This window comes from Bacillus sp. KNSH39 (assembly GCF_052656585.1).
The window spans coordinates 5072152-5091023 of sequence record NZ_JBQXYO010000001.1; the positions used below are offsets into that span (position 1 = coordinate 5072152).

19 protein-coding genes are annotated in these 18872 nt (G+C 35.5%); 12 read left to right on the forward strand and 7 right to left on the reverse strand.

The window, feature by feature from the left end:
* The first annotated feature begins 13 nt into the window (after positions 1-13).
* Together ACUL40_RS26030 and ACUL40_RS26035 are read left to right on the forward strand one after the other, a co-directional pair.
* Positions 14-1057: an ABC transporter ATP-binding protein gene (locus ACUL40_RS26030; RefSeq protein ID WP_000854346.1), complete on the forward strand. Its 1044-nt coding sequence runs from the start codon at positions 14-16 to the stop codon at positions 1055-1057.
* Positions 1050-1985, forward strand: a complete 936-nt coding sequence (locus tag ACUL40_RS26035; protein WP_000166348.1) for an ABC transporter ATP-binding protein — start codon at positions 1050-1052, stop codon at positions 1983-1985. Before ACUL40_RS26030 ends, ACUL40_RS26035 begins: the two co-directional genes overlap by 8 nt.
* A gap of 143 nt (positions 1986-2128) precedes the next feature.
* On the opposite strand, the gene ACUL40_RS26040 is transcribed toward ACUL40_RS26035, so the two are convergent.
* Positions 2129-3574, reverse strand: coding sequence for an MATE family efflux transporter (locus tag ACUL40_RS26040; protein WP_002182545.1), 1446 nt, complete (start codon positions 3572-3574; stop codon positions 2129-2131).
* A 352-nt stretch (positions 3575-3926) separates the two neighbouring features.
* Here ACUL40_RS26040 and ACUL40_RS26045 point away from each other — a divergent pair, with 352 nt between their 5' ends.
* Positions 3927-5573, forward strand: coding sequence for a peptide ABC transporter substrate-binding protein (locus ACUL40_RS26045; protein ID WP_000728609.1), 1647 nt, complete (start codon positions 3927-3929; stop codon positions 5571-5573).
* A gap of 30 nt (positions 5574-5603) precedes the next feature.
* On the opposite strand, the gene ACUL40_RS26050 is transcribed toward ACUL40_RS26045, so the two are convergent.
* Positions 5604-5807, reverse strand: a complete 204-nt coding sequence (locus ACUL40_RS26050) for a hypothetical protein (RefSeq protein WP_000559971.1) — start codon at positions 5805-5807, stop codon at positions 5604-5606.
* 593 nt (positions 5808-6400) lie between these two features.
* Between ACUL40_RS26050 and spx the strand changes: the two genes are divergently transcribed.
* Positions 6401-6796, forward strand: a complete 396-nt coding sequence (gene spx / locus ACUL40_RS26055) for a transcriptional regulator Spx (RefSeq protein WP_000258267.1) — start codon at positions 6401-6403, stop codon at positions 6794-6796.
* Between the two features lie 49 nt (positions 6797-6845).
* On the opposite strand, the gene ACUL40_RS26060 is transcribed toward spx, so the two are convergent.
* Positions 6846-7520 (reverse strand): TerC family protein, encoded by a 675-nt coding sequence (locus ACUL40_RS26060; protein WP_000362607.1) that lies wholly within the window; start codon positions 7518-7520, stop codon positions 6846-6848.
* Positions 7521-7865: 345 nt separating this feature from the next.
* Between ACUL40_RS26060 and mecA the strand changes: the two genes are divergently transcribed.
* The 4 genes from mecA to pepF all read left to right on the forward strand — a co-directional run bounded on the left by mecA (position 7866) and on the right by pepF (position 13368).
* Positions 7866-8549, forward strand: a complete 684-nt coding sequence (gene mecA / locus ACUL40_RS26065; protein ID WP_000350713.1) for an adaptor protein MecA — start codon at positions 7866-7868, stop codon at positions 8547-8549.
* A 72-nt stretch (positions 8550-8621) separates the two neighbouring features.
* On the forward strand, positions 8622-10166 hold the full coding sequence (locus ACUL40_RS26070; RefSeq protein WP_000799194.1) for a cardiolipin synthase: 1545 nt from the start codon (positions 8622-8624) through the stop codon (positions 10164-10166).
* Positions 10167-10246: 80 nt separating this feature from the next.
* Positions 10247-11491, forward strand: coding sequence for a competence protein CoiA (locus ACUL40_RS26075; protein ID WP_431139303.1), 1245 nt, complete (start codon positions 10247-10249; stop codon positions 11489-11491).
* A 50-nt stretch (positions 11492-11541) separates the two neighbouring features.
* Positions 11542-13368 carry an oligoendopeptidase F gene (pepF, locus tag ACUL40_RS26080; protein ID WP_000003348.1) on the forward strand — a complete coding sequence of 609 codons (1827 nt, stop codon included), beginning with the start codon at positions 11542-11544 and terminating at the stop codon, positions 13366-13368.
* Between the two features lie 129 nt (positions 13369-13497).
* On the opposite strand, the gene ACUL40_RS26085 is transcribed toward pepF, so the two are convergent.
* The 4 genes from ACUL40_RS26085 to ACUL40_RS26100 form a co-directional block, all read right to left on the reverse strand.
* Positions 13498-13671, reverse strand: coding sequence for a hypothetical protein (locus tag ACUL40_RS26085; protein ID WP_000750355.1), 174 nt, complete (start codon positions 13669-13671; stop codon positions 13498-13500).
* A gap of 229 nt (positions 13672-13900) precedes the next feature.
* Positions 13901-14794, reverse strand: coding sequence for a ClpXP adapter SpxH family protein (locus ACUL40_RS26090; protein WP_000360645.1), 894 nt, complete (start codon positions 14792-14794; stop codon positions 13901-13903).
* On the reverse strand, positions 14794-15192 hold the full coding sequence (locus ACUL40_RS26095) for a globin domain-containing protein (RefSeq protein ID WP_000043386.1): 399 nt from the start codon (positions 15190-15192) through the stop codon (positions 14794-14796). Before ACUL40_RS26095 ends, ACUL40_RS26090 begins: the two co-directional genes overlap by 1 nt.
* Before the next feature lie 168 nt (positions 15193-15360).
* Positions 15361-15939 carry a CYTH domain-containing protein gene (locus ACUL40_RS26100; RefSeq protein ID WP_000191121.1) on the reverse strand — a complete coding sequence of 193 codons (579 nt, stop codon included), beginning with the start codon at positions 15937-15939 and terminating at the stop codon, positions 15361-15363.
* 144 nt (positions 15940-16083) lie between these two features.
* Here ACUL40_RS26100 and ACUL40_RS26105 point away from each other — a divergent pair, with 144 nt between their 5' ends.
* From ACUL40_RS26105 to ACUL40_RS26120, 4 genes are read left to right on the forward strand one after another with little or no spacing between them, the layout of a single operon-like run.
* Positions 16084-16455, forward strand: a complete 372-nt coding sequence (locus ACUL40_RS26105; protein WP_001180003.1) for a UPF0738 family protein — start codon at positions 16084-16086, stop codon at positions 16453-16455.
* A 30-nt stretch (positions 16456-16485) separates the two neighbouring features.
* The gene (locus ACUL40_RS26110) at positions 16486-17124 is read left to right on the forward strand and encodes a GTP pyrophosphokinase (protein ID WP_001081482.1); all 639 of its coding nucleotides are present in this window, start codon (positions 16486-16488) and stop codon (positions 17122-17124) included.
* 18 nt (positions 17125-17142) lie between these two features.
* Positions 17143-17940: an NAD kinase gene (locus ACUL40_RS26115; protein ID WP_000673190.1), complete on the forward strand. Its 798-nt coding sequence runs from the start codon at positions 17143-17145 to the stop codon at positions 17938-17940.
* 14 nt (positions 17941-17954) lie between these two features.
* On the forward strand, positions 17955-18848 hold the full coding sequence (locus tag ACUL40_RS26120; protein WP_445422685.1) for an RluA family pseudouridine synthase: 894 nt from the start codon (positions 17955-17957) through the stop codon (positions 18846-18848).
* Positions 18849-18872: the final 24 nt, after the last annotated feature.

Consider the following 18872-nt stretch of genomic DNA (forward strand, 5'->3'; position numbering starts at 1 on the left):
GGGAGAGGCAAAGATGAAAACATTGTTAGAGGTAAAAGATTTACAAGTCTCCTTTGATACACATGCAGGTGAAGTACAAGCTGTACGCGGCGTTACTTTTGATTTGAAAAAAGGAGAAACATTGGCGATTGTAGGAGAATCTGGTTCAGGGAAATCAGTTACTTCTAAAGCGTTAATGGGATTAATTCCGAATCCTCCTGGACGCATTAAAAATGGTGAAATCGTATTTGAAGGTCGTGACTTAACGAAATTAACAGAAAAAGAAATGCAGCAAGTACGCGGTAAAGATATCGCGATGATTTTCCAAGATCCAATGACATCATTAAACCCAACGATGACAATTGGAAATCAAATTATGGAAGGTCTAATTAAACACCAAGGGATGAGTAAAGCAGATGCACGTAAAGTTGCTTTAGAATTAATTGACCTTGTAGGTATTCCAAATCCAGAAGCTCGTTTAAAACAATATCCTCACCAATTCTCAGGTGGTATGAGACAGCGTGTAGTTATTGCGATGGCGTTAGCTTGTAACCCGAAATTATTAATTGCCGATGAGCCGACAACAGCGCTAGACGTTACGATTCAGGCGCAAATTTTAGAACTTATGAAAGACATTCAGCAAAAAACAGAAGCAGCAATCATTTTCATTACGCATGACTTAGGTGTAGTAGCAAACGTTGCGGACCGAGTGGCAGTTATGTACGCTGGTAAAGTTGTTGAAATTGGAACTGTAGATGAAATTTTCTACAATCCGAAACATCCATATACTTGGGGTTTAATCGCATCTATGCCAAGTTTAGATGGTTCAGAAGAAGAGTTATATGCAATCCCTGGAACGCCTCCAGATTTATTGAAGCCGCCAAAGGGAGATGCTTTTGCACCACGTAACCCACAGGCACTGAAAATTGATTTTGAAATGGACCCACCTTTATTTAAAGTAAGTGATACGCACTATGCGGCAACTTGGTTACTTCACGAGCAAGCTCCAGAAGTAAAACCGCCAGCAGTCGTTGAAAAACGCATTCTTCAAATGAAAGCAGGTGAACAACATGACTAAACAACGTGAGAAATTAATTGAAGTAAAAAATGTAAAGCAGCACTTCGACGTGAGTGGTGGTGTTGTCAAAGCGGTTAATGATATTTCATTTGATATTTACCGCGGAGAAACATTTGGTCTTGTAGGAGAATCAGGTTGTGGTAAATCGACAACTGGAAGAACGATTATTCGTTTATATGATGCAACTGCTGGTGAAGTATTGTTCGATGGTGAAAACGTACATGGTAAGAAATCACGCGCAGAACTGAAGAAATTCAACCGTAAAATGCAAATGATTTTCCAAGATCCATACGCATCATTAAATCCTCGTATGACAGTAGGGGATATTATCGCAGAAGGTATTGATATTCACGGATTAGCGAAAAGTAAAAAAGAGCGCATGGACCGTGTTCATGAACTATTAAACACAGTTGGTTTAAATAAAGAGCACGCAAACCGTTTCCCACACGAATTCTCAGGTGGACAACGTCAGCGTATCGGTATCGCTCGAGCACTTGCTGTAGACCCAGAATTTATCATTGCCGATGAGCCGATCTCAGCACTTGACGTATCGATTCAGGCGCAAGTTGTAAACTTACTGAAAAAGTTACAAAAAGAAAAAGGTTTAACATACTTATTCATCGCCCATGATTTATCAATGGTAAAATACATTAGTGATCGTATTGGTGTAATGTACCGTGGCCAAATCGTTGAGTTAACAACAAGTGATGAATTATATGCGAATCCAATTCATCCATATACGAAATCACTATTATCAGCGATTCCACTTCCAGATCCAGATTATGAGCGCAATCGTAAACGTATCGTATATGATCCATCACAGCATAATTATGGTAGTGAAGCACCAACAATGCGTGAAATTCGCCCGGGACATTTCGTACTATGTTCGGAAGCGGAGTACAAGAAATATAAAGAGATTTATCAATAAGAAAAAGAGCCATTCTTCTGTTATGGAAGGATGGCTCTTTTTCTACTATATAAAAGAATTGTATACATTTGTCGGTCAGTCGATATATTTAAAGAATCGCCGATATAAATCTCATGTATCATTAGTGATATCCATATGCAAAATTACTGAACTTGAACAGAGACATTCTCCTCTTGTTCTTCAGGTTTAACAAGTGCATAACGCTCCCATGCTCTACTTTTCCAGCGGAAGAACATAATAATGGCACGTGTCCATTCGTCGATGGCGATTGCTAGCCAAATACCAACGAGCCCCATATCTAAATGAAAGGCGAAAAAGTAACCTAGTGGTAAACTCATTAACACCATAGAGAATGCACCGATTAAAACAGGATATTTTGCATCACCAGCTGCACGAAGCGAATTAATGATGACGATATTCATCGTACGTCCCGTTTCAAGTAGTACACTTAGTAAAAGAACACTTGCGCCTAACCCGATAATGTACGGATTATCTGTAAACAGTCCCATTAATTGTGTACGGAATGTAATAACGAGAGCGACCATACATAAAGTTACACCAATCGCCCATTTTACACTTTTCCACAAGCGTTCGTATGCTTCATCTTTTTCGCCACCACCAACGAGGCGGCCAATAATAATGGCTGTTCCCATACCAATTGCAATAGCGAATAAATAAGTGAACATAGAAATGTTCGTAGCGTATTGTCTAGCCGCTAACGATTCCGTTCCTAAATATGTTGCATAGTATAAGAAGACAATTTGACAAGCTTGATACATAACTTGCTCAAAAGCAGATGGAATCCCGATTTTTAAAATTTTCCCGATATATTCTTTTGATAAGGTGAAATAATATTGTAATTTCACACGATATTCCATAACGCGGTATAGTAACCAGAAGAAAACAATAAGCGCTATAAGTCGGCTGACAGCAGAAGAAATGGCAGCCCCTTGTACACCGAGCTCAGGAAAACCAAATTTCCCGAAAATGAGTACGTAGTTTCCAGCGATATGAATCATATTCATTCCGAGTGAAATAAACATCGCTTGCTTTGTAAAACCGTGTACACGGATAATTGCGGCTAATGAGTTAATAATAGCTTGTAGGAAGATGGCTCCTCCGACGATAGATAAGTAGTTTTGCGCATACGTTAGTACATCGCCTTGTAAGTTCATTGCGAGCATCATATGTTTCGAAAATAAAAGAAAACCAGTGCTTATAACGAGCCCAACTATTAAATTTAATGTGACGGCTAATGCTGATATTTTAGATGCTTCCATAAAGCGTTTGGAACCGAGGTATTGAGATACGACGATAGCTGCGCCGTTCCCGATGACTTCTAGTACCAAAATAGCGATATGGAGGTATTGATTCGCTGCACCAACCCCAGATACAGCATCGTCTGATAATGCACTTAACATGAAAGTATCAGCGATCCCCATTAACATAAAAAGAAAAACTTCTAGAAAAATAGGCCATGTTAATAAGAATAAACTTAATTTCTCAGTAGGCCCGTTTTTTGCCTGAATTGCTGCCATGTCCGTCCCCTCTTTACCGATATCTATTTTTAGCAAAATGTATCGTAACATACTTTCTTAACCTTTGCACTCATTTTAGCCTACATATTTTTATTATGAAGAGAGTGCTATTTTATGATAAAAATAAAAGGATAATTATACATAAAGTATTATGAGATATAAAATTCATTTTCCTCTGATAATTTAGAAAAGTATAAAAAATATTGTTTTTAACACTTTAGTAAGAATAATCAGCAATATGAAACGTTTACAAAGATTTATTTTTTAACAGGAAATTTTAATGAAATAGAAATATAAATATACAAAAAATATATTTGTGTGTATAATATGAATTATTAGAACATATATATATTTCTTTCTGTTTGAAAATGAAAGGGCTAACATTTTTATGGAGGGTGGAAGTATGAAAAAAAAGATGCCAGTTTTTGTAGTATCAACAGTAGCAATGAGCATGATGTTAGGGGCATGTAGCTACCAAAAAGATGAACCGCAAGCGAACGCAAAAGGGGATAGCGGGAAAAGCGGTGCGAAGCAAGTTATTAACTTAATTGAAACGCAAGAAATTCCAACGATGGATCCAGCGTTATCAGCTGATGCAGTTTCTTCAAGAGTAATGGGTAATACGATGGAAGGCTTATACAGTTTAGGAAAAGATGATAAGCTAGTTCCTGGTGTAGCGAAGGAATTCCAAAAATCAGAAGATGGTAAAAAATATACATTTAAATTACGTGAAGACGCAAAATGGTCAAATGGTGATCCTGTGACGGCAAAAGATTTCGTATACGCATGGCAAAGAGCGATTAACCCAGATACAGCTGCGAAATCAGCGTACATTATGTATGATATAAAAAATGCAGAGAAAATTAATAAAAAAGAGATGAGTCCGGATCAATTAGGGGTAAAGGCGATTGATGATTATACATTAGAAGTGGAATTAGATAATTCAATTCCATACCTTGTAGATTTAATGGTATATCCAATCTTCTATCCTGTGAATGAAAAGTTTGTGAAAGAGCAAGGTACGAAGTTTGGTTTGGAAGCGAATACAACGCTTTATAACGGACCATTTACATTAAGTGATTGGCAACATGAACGTAGCTTTAAAATGACAAAGAGCGCGTCATATTGGGACAATAAAGAAGTGAAGATTGAAGAAGTAAACTTTAATATTGTAAAAGATACATCTACGCCAATTAACTTATATGAAACAAATGCAATTGATCGAGCGTCGTTATTAGCGGAGTTTATTGATAAATATAAAGGAAAACCAGATTTCCAAACAGTAGAAGATACATCTGTATTCTTCCTTCGTTTAAATCAAAAAGATCCAGCTTTAGCAAATAAAAATATTCGTAAAGCAATTTCACTTGCTTTTGACCGTAAGCCATTCGTGGATACATTATTAAATAACGGTTCTAAGCCAGCAACAGGATTAATTCCTGATAACTTCATTAAAGGGCCAGATAAAAAAGATTTCCGTGCTGTAAACGGGGATATTGTAAAACCAAACGTGAAAGAAGCGAAGAAATATTGGGAAGCTGGTAAAAAAGAACTTGGTAAAAATGAAATCGAATTAGAATTATTAAATGAAGATGTAGAGTTATCAAAGAAAACTGGTGAATATTTAAAAGGTGAATTAGAAAAGAATTTACCAGGTTTAACAGTAAAAATTAAACAACAACCATTCGCACAAAAACTAAAATTAGAAGATGCGGGCGATTATGTCATGTCATTCTCTGGATGGAGTGCGGACTTCCCAGATCCAATTACATATCTTGATATGTTTGTAACAGATGGGTCACAAAATAAGATGAAGTACTCTAATCCAAAATACGATGAAATCATTATGAAGGCGAAAAAAGATGGAAGCGATGTAAATGCTCGTTGGAAGAACTTATTAGAAGCAGAAAAAATGTTACTTGATGATGCTGCGATCGTTCCAGTATATCAACGTGGTAGAGCATATTTACAAAGAGATTCAATTAAAAATATGTATAACCATAAATATGGCGGCGATTTAAGCTTTAAATGGGCGTCAGTAGAGAAGTAAGAAAAAAAGCAGGTGATCGCCTGCTTTTTTTTAATACGTTCGTTTCTTATAAATGCCTTTTCCGCCAACTTGGTTCCAGCCAGATTGTACATCCAAACTTTTGTTAACAAACTTCATTTTTTCTTTTCCACCAAAGAGCTTTTCGCCGATGCTATTTGTAATGACACCAATCAATGCTGTTATTCCGATGATGAGGGCAGCAACCGTAATAAAATCAATAAAAAAAGCAATCATTTGAAAACTCCCCCTTTGCCTGTCTGTATGTTTATTGTATGAGATAAAAAATGAAAAAGAAAGAAATGTCAGAAAAATATTTAATTTACTTTAGAAATCGTGTAGACAGGAGGGAGGATATTTGTTAAAATGAGAACAAACGTTCCTTTTTATTCTCATTTGTATAGTCTTACATTTCTTAATTGATTTATCAAGAAAAAGTAAGAAAACGTTCTCTTTTTCATAGGGAAGATTATAGATAAATAACTATATATTATATGAAAAATCTATGAGAAGTGAGTAGTAAAAGGATTGAAAGTTATTGTTAAAGTACAGCTGAAGTGAGCGTAATCATGTTACATAGCAGTGAAATGCAAGGAAGAGTTTTCTCAACTAGCAGGAAATTTACTGTATATTTCTTGCAAAATCTATTGTATAATGATTATAGAAGTTACTTATTAAAAGTAATTGTTGTTTATTATAAGTTGTTGCTTACATGAAATGCGATTTTTGTACTTTTCAATAAGACAAGTTATCGCGAAAAATTGCTGAAGTTAGAAATTAAAACTGTATTTAGTACAGAATTTGTACTCTTTAAGGAGAGTGAGCTTTGTATGGTAACATTATATAGTTCTCCAAGCTGTACGTCTTGTAGAAAGGCGAAATTATGGCTAGAGGAAAATCATATTCCCTATACAGAACGTAATATTTTCTCAGATCCATTAACGATTGAGGAAATTAAAGAGATTTTACGTATGACAGAAAGCGGAACGGATGAGATTATTTCTACTCGTTCGAAAGTTTTCCAAGAATTGAATGTAAACTTAGAGTCTTTACCACTTCAAGATTTATATAAGATGATTCGTGACTATCCAGGGATTTTACGTCGTCCAATTATGATTGACGAGAAACGCCTTCAAGTTGGTTACAACGAAGACGAAATTCGTCGTTTCTTACCACGTACAGTAAGAACGTTCCAATTACGTGAAGCACAACGTCTTGTAAATTAATTATAATAATATGAAAACCTTCTACCTATTATATAGTAGAAGGTTTTTTTTAATGTTTCACATTGCGTAATCGAACTTGTTGTACGATAAAGCCGATGCATAAAATAGTGAAAATGAACAAATAAGGAATGCTTGTAGTGAAACTTGGATTGTTATGAAAAAAGGTTGCAAGTCTGTCTTCATGTGTAACCATTTTTCCTGCAGTATAGGCAAGAATCGCTGCACCGCAATAAATGAGGAATGGAAATCGTTCCATAAGTATTAAAATAAGTTTGCTGCCCCAAATAATAATCGGGATAGAAATGAGTAAGCCGATTATGACGAGTAAAAATCTCCCGTGAGCTGCACCTGCAATGGCAATAACATTATCAAACCCCATAACGAGATCCGCGAAAACAATTGTCCGCACAGCTTGAAATAAAGTTGTTTTTCCTTGAATAGAAGAAAGATCGTTGCTATTATCGGTTAATAAATTGACTGCAATTAATGTAAGTAAAACCCCGCCAATCAATTGTAGAAATGGAATGTCGAGTAAATAGACAGCTAGTATAGTAAGGATGATTCTTAGTACAATCGCTAAAAGAGTACCGATCAAAATAGCCTTATTTCGTTTCGATTCAGGTAAATTTCGGCTAGCTAGTGCGATGACGATTGCATTGTCACCACCTAATACAACATCGATACCGACAATCATTAGTACGGATGTTAAAAACTCTAAGTCCATTCGTCTGCCTCCATTTATGATGTTTTAATAAGCGAACTATATGTATGTGATGAAGAAAGTTGTTGTTAAATAATCTCTTCTAATAGAAGTTTCACTTTATTACAGTGTACGGGGGAATGTGGAAATGTATGTCCAAATTTTTTGTAAGTAAGAAATCGCTATAATAATATATTTATGTAGTTTATCGAGTAAAGATAGGCATATAACTATTTTTGTAAAATAAATCGATTTTATTTCCATTCTGGAGAATCTTATCATAAAATGAGAGTACAAGAATCTATTGATTTGTCATATGAGTGGGGGATCCCTTCATAACAATTCTAAGCAGGAAGGGAGAGTTGTATTTTGGATATTGAAAGAATTAATGATCATACGATGAAATTTTTTATTACGTACATTGATATAGAGGATAGAGGATTTAATCGTGAAGAAATTTGGTATGATCGCGAACGAAGTGAAGAGCTCTTTTGGGAGATGATGGACGAAGCTCGTGATCATGACGATTTCTTTATTGATGGACCGTTATGGATTCAAGTGCAAGCAGTCGATAAAGGGATTGAAGTACTTGTCACGAAAGCAGAGCTTTCAAAGGACGGACAAAAGCTGGAACTACCGATAGGGGTAGACAAAATTATAGATATTCCTCTAGATGAAGGCATCGAATCATTATTCCAACAAGAATTAGTCGAAGAGGTAGAAGAACAAACAGGAACAAACTTTAATGAAGATGGTACGTTTGGCTTTTTAATTAAATTTAATGATTTTGAAGATGTCATTTCATTAAGTCATCGTCTTATCTTTGAAGATATAAAAGATGAGCTGTATTCATTTGAGGACCGCTATTATGTATATGTGGAATTCGATGAAGTGCTACATGATGAAGAAGAAATCGATCGTATTTTAAGTATTATTTTAGAATATGGAGAAGAATCAACTTTAACAATTCATCGTGTAAGTGAGTATGGAAAACAAATTGTGAAAGAGCATGCGCTTGAAACGATTCGCAATAATTTTCCTGCTAAAACGTAGGCCGATTTCTGTAGTATGAAATCGGCTTTTTATATGAAGAATAGGAAAGCTTTCTTAGTTAGGAGGTAAGAGATGAAAAATACGTTAAAGCTGATTTTCTTTATACTGCTATTGTTCGCATTATTTGTTTCGTTACGTATGTTTATTGATGTAGCATTTTATTCAGATGTGATTGGGATAAAAGATGTTTCGATTTTAGGTATTATTAGTATTTTATTTACAGTATCTGCGTTTTTAATTGGTTGCGTTATTTTCTTAGAAAATCGACATCCATCTAAAACACTTACATGGTTAATTGTTTTAGGAATTTTTCCGGTATTTGGTTTCTTTGCTTATTTATTATTCGGACAAAATTTTCGAAGAAAAAGAATGTTCCAAAAGAAGGCGTTACTTGATGAACAGGCGTTTTTACAATATAAAGGGCATGAAGATTACGAAGAACGAATTTTACGCAATCATAAGCATCAAGAACTGTTATTTCGTTTAGCGGATCGATTAGGAGCTTTAAATATTTCATTTCAAACTGAAACGAGGACATTAACAAATGGAGATGAAACGTTTCGGGCTATTTTAAATGGGTTAAAACGAGCGAAACATCACATTCATATGGAATATTACATTGTGCGTGATGATAAATTAGGAACAGAAATTAAAGATATTTTAATACAAAAATCGAAAGAAGGCGTTGTTGTTCGCTTTTTATATGATGCGGTTGGAAGTTTTAAGTTATCGAAATCGTATATTGAAGAATTAAACGATGCAGGTGTAGAAATGATTCCATTCTTTCCTGTGCGCTTTCCGATTTTAAACGATAAGATTAATTATCGAAATCATAGGAAAATTGTTGTGATTGATGGGAACGAAGGATTTGTAGGCGGATTAAATATCGGTGATGAGTATTTAGGGAAAAATAAATATTTTGGCTTTTGGCGAGATACGCATTTGTATTTACGTGGTGAAGCGGTTCAAAGTTTACAACTTATTTTCCTTCAAGACTGGTTTTATATGACTGGAGAGGCTGTGCTAGCCCCTGAATATTTACAAGCAAAAGCAGTTGAGGGTGATCATTGGGGAGGAGTGCAGCTAGTTGCAGGTGGCCCCGATAATAAGTGGGAAACGATTAAGCATTTATATTTCGCAATGATCGCTTCTGCTCGGAAATCTATTTGGATTGCAACGCCGTATTTTATTCCGGATGATGATATTTTATCCGCATTAAAGGTTGCTGCACTTGCTGGTATTGATGTTCGTTTATTAATGCCGAGTAAACCGGATAAGCGTACTGTCTTTTACGCATCGAGATCGTACTTCCCAGAGCTTTTAGATGCAGGAGTAAAGATATATGAATACGAAAAAGGTTTTCTTCATAGTAAAATTGTCATCGTTGATTCTGATTTAGCTTCAATTGGGACAGCTAATATGGATATGAGAAGTTTTCATTTGAATTTTGAAGTAAATGCCTTTTTATATGATACAGATAGCATTCGAAAACTTGTTCAAGACTTTAAAGATGATTTAGAAGAATCAAGTGAAATTCATGGTGATCATTTTCATAAAAGACGTCTTCATAGACGAATTGTTGAATCAACGTACCGATTATTATCACCTTTATTATAAAAAGAGATGTCCGAAATTGGGACATCTCTTTTTTAAAAGGAATTTGTAACAAATTGTAGAATATAAGGAGCTGAAAGGGTGTGATTACGATATTTATCGCTAAAAGAGAAAACGGTGAAAAAATTCATTTACTCTATAATTGTAATGAAGAGCTTTTGCGCCGTATGCGTCAACAAGAACGATTCTTTTGTGTAGCTTGCGGAAAGGAAGTGCAAATGAAATTAGGGAAACAAAAAAGTTGGCATTTTGCTCATAAAAAAGTGGATTCATGTCTTGCCTTTTATGAAGCGGAATCAAAGTATCATATGCATGGTAAAGAATTGTTATATAGATGGTTCAAACGTCAAAACTTTCAGGTGGATATAGAGTACTACCTCCCAGAAATTAAGCAACGACCAGATGTTTTTGTAGAGAGGGCGGGTAGAAAAATTGCAATTGAATACCAATGTGCAAACCTCGCTATAGAGCAGCTGTACAAAAGAACATATTCGTATTGGCAAGCTGGTATACAGGTCATTTGGATCGTTGGTGGAAATCAATTGAAAAAGCAATCTGCATATTGGATGAAATTTTCCTCACTTATGGCTTTCTCCTTACAATCTTATCCTCAGCCACTTCTTATTTTCTTCTGTCCGAAACAAAAATCATTTATGAAATGTGCATTTGTCACTCCCTTTTCTACAAATGTTTTTTTCTCACATACTATATATTTACCAACTGATGCGACTACTTTTGAAATGCTTTTTTCTCCTGTTCCTTTCGGGAAAGAAAGATTGGGTGAAGAGTGGAAGCAGAGAAAGAAAAACTTTCGCCAAAATGCCTTACCGATTTGGAATTATAATTATAAGTCATTATTACGCCTCTTATATCAATTTAAATGTACCCCAGCGAGCTTTCCTTCTGAAATTGGTGTTCCACTCCCTTCTGCATTTGCTTTTCAAACAAACCCATTTATATGGCAAGCTTTTCTATATATGAAGTGTATAGGGGAGCTTGCAGTGGGAGAGTGTATTTCTCTTCAATACGTGTGTAGTTATGTAAAAAGGTATACGAAAAGGCGGATACTTCCGTACTTTTCGCAGCACATATGGAAAATGGCAGTTACTGAATATATGACATTTTTATGCTATATAGGTGTTTTACGTAAAGTGGGAACTTATACGTACCGAAAAATAAGGGATGCCGTGATGTTAAAAACAGAGGAGGAAATTATGAAACATGATGAGATTTGCTTAATACATGCGCTATCTTTATTTGAGGCAAATTTTAACATGAGAGGAGGAAAAGCGGATATAATAAAGAATGATTGTGAAGGAATTACATAAGAAAAAACGAATTGTACTTAAGTAGAGATATTTAAAGGAGGGCTTAAAGAATGTCTGAACAAAACAAAGCGAAAGCATTACCAGATCGCAACGAGATTGAAGAAGCAAGTACGTGGCGATTAGAAGATATTTTCCAAACGGATGCAGAATGGGAAAAAGAATTCCAAGCTATTAAAGAGCTATTACCGAAGTTAACTGAATTTAAAGGGAAACTTGGTGACTCTGCGGACAATTTACTTGAGGCATTGCAATATGAAGATGAAATATCAATGCGATTAGGTAAGTTATATACATATGCTCATATGCGTTACGATCAAGATACAACAAACTCTGTATATCAAGCATTAAATGATCGTGCAACAAATTTATATTCACAAGTATCTAGTAGCACAGCGTATATTGTGCCTGAAATTTTATCGATTTCAGAAGATACATTGCAAACATTCTTGAAGGAAAATAGAGATTTAAGTGTATATGAACATGCATTAGAAGAAATTACACGTCAACGCCCGCACGTATTATCAGAAGCTGAGGAAGCTTTATTAGCAGAAGCATCTGAAGTAATGAGTTCATCAAGCAATACATTTGGTATGTTGAATAACGCGGATTTAAAATTCCCATCTATTAAAGGGGAAGACGGAGAAGAAATAGAAATTACACATGGCCGTTACATTCAGTTTTTAGAAAGTGATGATCCTCGTGTTCGCAAAGATGCATTTAAAGCTGTATATGAAACGTACGGAAAATTTAAAAACACATTCGCAAGTACGTTAAGCGGAGCAGTAAAACGTAATAATTTCAATGCGCGTGTTCGTAAATATGATTCTGCTCGCCAAGCTGCACTGAGCAATAATAATATTCCAGAAGCAGTATACGATCAACTCGTTGAAACAGTAAATGACAACTTACATTTATTACACCGTTACATCGATATTCGTAAGCGTGCACTAGGACTTGATGAGCTTCATATGTATGATTTATATACACCACTTGTACCAGAAGTGAAAATGAATGTGAAATACGAAGAAGCGCAAGACCTTTTATTAAAATCTTTAAACGTACTTGGTGATGAATATGTTGATATTTTGAAAGAGGCATATGAAAATCGCTGGGTAGATGTGTATGAGAATAAAGGAAAACGAAGCGGGGCATATTCATCTGGTGCATATGGAACAAATCCGTATATTTTAATGAACTGGCATGATAATGTAAATAATTTATTTACACTTGCTCATGAGTTTGGTCATTCGGTGCATAGTTACTATACAAGAAAAACACAACCGCACGTATATGGTGATTATTCCATCTTCGTAGCAGAAGTGGCATCTACTTGTAATGAAGCGCTTCTAAATGATTATTTATTAAAAACGACAGAAGATAAGAAAGAGCGTCTATATTTATTAAATCATTATTTAGAAGGGTTCCGTGGTACTGTATTCCGTCAAACGATGTTTGCAGAGTTTGAACATATTATTCATAAGAAAGTACAAGAAGGACATGCTGTTACGCCAGACATGTTAACGGAAATTTACTACGATTTAAATAAAAAATATTTCGGTGACGCTTTAGTAATCGACGAAGAAATTGGTTTAGAATGGTCTCGTATTCCACACTTCTACTACAACTATTACGTATATCAATACGCAACAGGATTTAGTGCAGCGACAGCTCTATCTAAACAGATTTTAGAAGAAGGACAACCAGCAGTAGAACGTTATATTAATGAGTTCTTAAAAGCAGGAAGCTCTGATTATCCAATTGAAGTGCTGAAAAAAGCAGGAGTAGATATGGCATCTCCTGAACCAGTAAAAGAGGCGCTACAAGTATTTGAAGAGAAATTAAATGAATTAGAAGCATTATTATTTGAAGAAAAGTAATGAAAAAAGACGAGGGATTGTATCCTCGTCTTTTTGTTGAATAGATTCAATGTCGATATTTGTCGGAGAGAAAGGTGAATTTCTTTGTTTTTCTAACTGAAAGGATAGTTTTACGACTGATTTTTAAAATTAAAACCCTTTGAATCGTTTTTTATAATTGAAATAAGAGAGAGTGATAACGATGATTCCGAATAAAAGAGGTAAGGCAATAATTTTAGGAAAAGCTTGTAGTAGAGAGAGGATGTACAAGAAAAAAGAAACGATGACAGCTAGAAAGAGAAGAGCAATATAAGATTTTTTCATAAATAAACCCCCTAAATGACCTTTTTTATAGCTTATTCAAAAATGAAAACGTTTAGAATGTGACAAAAGTGTGAAATTCGACAAAAGGGGTTGTCATCTGACGTCGAATCTTGTAATATAATAAGCGTGAACGAATTCACATACAAACATATACCCCTTTGTTTGAACGTGAAAATTTCTCCCATCCCCTTTAATATTTTTATAAGCCGTAAAGAAGAAGACCTGGTGTTTACACCAGGTCTTTTTCTTTTGCTATCCATTTCCAATAACGTTCGCATTTTACTTCTATCATTTGTACTTTTCGTTTTAGTTGTAATTTTTTTAGTTCGCGTTCAATTTCTTGTTGCGGACAATCATAAATAAATGCTACTTCTTTTGAAGATATAAATTGTGTTGCTTCTAGTAACACTTCTAAAGGTGGTAATGGTTCTGGCTCAATTTCACATTTTACAAGTTCTTTCAATAATTGTACGTATACATCGTAGGAATAATTTCCAGCGATTTTAATACCTTCTTCATCTGAGTTCGCATGAAAAAAGACGAGGGAAGGTATTTCTGTAATATGCATTTCATTCGTGAATTTCAAGTCACATTGGAAAGCTTTTTTTGCACTAGCAGAATGTAGATCTTTTTTAAATTCTTCTACATCAATATTGCTATCTTTCGCACATGCAAGTAATAGTTCGCAGTCAGGGTTTGATACATTTTCAAGGAAAATGTATTCTTGGAGTTTTCGCAAAAACTTCGAACCTGCTTTTCGGCCTTGCAACTCCGCTGCCTTAATTGCCATCGAAACTAAATATGGTGTTGACGATGCTTCTTGCATATGTACCTTTCCATCACATGAAAAACCTTGTAAACTGGTTGTCTTTTCCCACACAAATCGAATATTAGCAGGTTTATTCCATTTGTGTGAGGAAGCGTTCGTTCCATCCACTTTTCCTGTTACGATATGACGAATAGAGAAGTATTTCCCGTATTCAAGCCATAGTTTAATAATAAAAGGCTCAATTTCCCAGCAATCTTTACAAAGTGGATCAATAAATAAATATGCTTCTACAGACTTATGCTCGCATGCGGAAGGAGATGGCATATTTATATGCTTTGCTTCCTGCTTATCCATTACACTTCACCTGTTTCGTTTGGAGTATTAACCATATGCTGAGCGGTTAATGCTAAACGTTCAAAAACAAACTCTCTTATATGACCATGAACTCCAGTATCATCCATTGCTTGCTCCATACATGATAGCCAAGCCTCTGCTCGTTTTGGAGTAATCTCAAACGGAAGATGGCGTGCTCTTAACATAGGATGACCATGTTCTTCAGTGTACAAATTAGGACCACCTAAATATTGTGTTAAAAATTGCTTCTGCTTCCTAGCGGTTTCTGTTAAATCTTCCGGGAAGATGGGAGATAAGTCAGGGTGTTTACTGACATAGGAATAAAATGTATCTACTAATATTGCAATGCATTGTTCACCGCCAATTGCTTCAAATGGTGTCATCGGTTGCTTGCTCATCCTTTATGAACTCCTTTTTCCATGAAATGTATATCTATTGTAGCAATGGAATGTTCGAGAGGGCAAATAAACAGCTTTCTCAAAGATTCTTTGCTTATTCTACGGGTGTAAACTTTTTTAGTGAGATGTATCCACTAGTGAAACATATTCACTAGTGGAATTTTCACTTTAGCGTGCTTTTTTTTGTTTGGCAAGGAAAAAGCGTTTTACTTTGTTATTTGTATGGCGAACAGGTATGTTATGTTGCGTTAATAAATGAATAAATGCAGCTTTTCCTGTTTCTTCATCTTGCACTTCAAATTCAATTTCATAATCATCGTGATTGTAATAGAAACTATGATCAAAGACAAGCGTTCCGCCTTTAAATAATGTTTCTGCTCTTTCTGTTGTTAAACTACCCATATATGTTAAAGCAGAAACAGGAATTTGTAATTTGTGTAATTGATCTACTACTGCTCCTTGAATGATTGTGTTTGTTTCCATCATCATTTTTGCTTCGTCTTCTGTTACGACTTGATGCGTTTCTAATAAACCGATTTCTGCAGGTTGTTTCAACGTTAACGTATAAGTTTCTCCTTTATGACGAATACGAAGTGCAGAGCCAGCTTCTTTTAACGAGAAGTCAGGTGTTTCAAAGTAGTGATTCACTTGTTTTGTAAATGCTTCAATAGAAAACGATTTACATAATGTATCGAATTCTTCTTTTGTAACGATATTTTTGAATTCAATTTCAATTTCTTGTGTCATTGTATAATCTCCTTTTGAAAAATAATTCTTTACACATTATCGCTTTTTCATAAATTTGGTTCAATGTTTTATTTGTTTGCGTCCATGTTATGATACAATAATACTGTTAAGTAAGACAGGAAGTTGAGATGGAGGAGTTAGAGCATGCAAAATAAAATCCAAGTTAAGAGCGTAGAAAAGAGAGAGAATGCTCTTATTTTTTGTGCGGAAAATAGTGAAATAGAGGTAAAGGAGTTAAGTGCGCGTAATCACGTACTTGTAGACTCAGACAATTTATCATTTTTATATATCTTAGAAAATGAATCATCTTTCATTTATGTAAGTATTCCGCACACATGCTGGGAAGCAATGCATGAAGCGATGAATAACGATGTGGTTATGTTCGTTCGCGTGAATGACATTGAAATGGAATTAGAAGGATTAAAAGAAGAAGTAGAATATTTAGTTGAAAATATTGAAGGTAATGCAAATTACGGAGAAGAATTAGTAACTGCTGTAGAAAAAGTATTTCTATAAGCAAATGGATTGATTTTGGTGGTGGTTGAAATGAATCGAAATTGGGAAGAATTTTTAGCACCTTACCACCAAGCGGTGGCAGAGCTAAAAGTGAAACTAAAAGGAATGCGTACTCAATTTGCAATGTTAACAGAGCATTCTCCAATTGAGTTTGTAACAGGAAGGGTAAAGTCGGTTGCAAGTATTATTGATAAAGCGGAGAAGAGAAATGTACCGCTAGACCGATTGAGAGAAGATATGCAGGATATTGCTGGGCTTAGAATGATGTGTCAATTTGTTGATGAGATTAAGCCTGTTGTAGAATATCTTCGAAAACGAAATGACTTTGAAATCGTGGAAGAACGTGATTATGTCACGCAAAAGAAAGATAGCGGTTATCGTTCTTATCATGTTGTCATTAGTTATCCTGTTCAAACGATTCAAGGTGAACAAAAAGTATTGGTAGAAATCCAAATACGCACGCTAGCAATGAACTTTTGGGCAACAATTGAGCATTCTTTAAATTATAAATATAGTGGACGTTTTCCTGAAGATATTAAAATACGATTGCAACGTGCAGCTGAAGCGGCGTTTTTATTAGATGAAGAAATGTCTTCTATTCGTCTTGAAATTCAAGAAGCGCAAAAGGCTTTTTCAAGAAAGCAAGAAACGAAAGATTCCGAATCATAAACTAAAGGGTGTTGGGCGATGAAATTTACAATTATGTCAAAGGGAGATCAATCATCAGATACACTGGCAAGCACGATGAAAGAGTACTTGCTAGATTTTGGATTTATAATGGATGAAAAGGAACCCGATATTGTAATTTCTGTTGGGGGAGATGGAACGCTTTTATATGCGTTTCATCGTTATTATAATCGATTGGATGAAACAGCATTTGTTGGTGTACATACAGGACATCTAGGTTTCTATGCAGATTGGTTACCAACAGAAGTAGAGAAATTAGTAATTGCGATTGCGAAAACACCATTCCAAGTGGTGGAATATCCGCTTTTAGAAGTTATTATTCGCTATGTGAATGGAAGTAAAGAGTCACAGTATTTAGCGATGAATGAGGCGACTGTAAAAAGTGCAGAAGGTACATTAGTAACAGAAGTAGAAATACGCGGAGAATATTTTGAAACATTCCGCGGAGATGGCCTTTGTATCTCTACTCCTTCAGGAAGTACCGCGTATAATAAAGCGCTTGGCGGAGCAATTATTCACCCATCTATTGAAGCGATTCAAATTGCAGAAATGGCGTCCATTAACAATCGTGTATTTCGTACTGTAGGATCGCCACTCGTATTGCCGAAGCATCATACATGTGTGTTAAAGCCAGCTGCAGGAATGAACTTACAAATTACAGTGGATCATTTAACGATGGTTCATCAAGATGTGAAATCAATCCAGTATCGCGTCGCAAACGAGAAAGTACGATTTGTTCGTTTCCGCCCATTCCCGTTCTGGAAACGAGTTCGTGACTCGTTTGTTGCAGATAAATAGAAAGGGTTATATATTTGAACAGATTTACATTGAAATGGGATATAGGGCCGGCTGAAGAGGGAACTTTAGTTAGGGAATTTTTGAAAACGAAAGGTATTTCTAAAGCCGCTTTAACGGATATAAAGTTTCATGGCGGAGCAATTGAAGTAAATGGTCAACATGCGAGTGTTCGTCATCAGTTGCGTGCTGGTGAAGAATTACGTGTCTTTTTTCCAGTGGAGGAAAGAAGTGAAGGGATGATGGCAGAAGATATTCCTTTATGCATTATATATGAAGATGACGCGGTTCTTATCATTAATAAAGAGGCGAATATGTCAACGATTCCGTCTAGAGAACATCCGGCAGGAAGTGTTGCCAATGCGCTGTTATCTCATTATGATAAGCAGCATCTTGCAAGTACAGTGCACATCGTAACACGTTTAGATCGTGATACTTCGGGGCTTATGCTTATTGCAAAAAATCGTTTCGTGCATCACCTTTTATCGAAGCAGCATCAACAAAAAGCTGTGAAACGAACGTATGAAGCAATTGTTTACGGAAAGATTGTAGAACGAGAAGGAATGATTGATGCACCAATTGGTCGAAAATCTGATAGCATTATTGAGCGAATGGTTTGTGAGGATGGACAAAGGGCAGTTACTCATTTTAAAGTAATTGATAGTACATATCATAAGACACATGTAGCGCTTGAGCTTGAGACAGGAAGAACGCATCAAATTCGTGTGCATATGGCTCATATAGGACATCCATTACTTGGTGATAGCTTATATGGAGGGAGAAGGGATGAAATGAAACGGCAAGCACTTCATAGTAAATCTTTGACGTTTTATCATCCTATTTTAGAGAAAGAGATGTCTTTCACTATAAAGCTTCCAAGCGATATGCAAGAAGTGTTGCGGCATACTTAAAAAGGGAACAAAATTCTTATATTA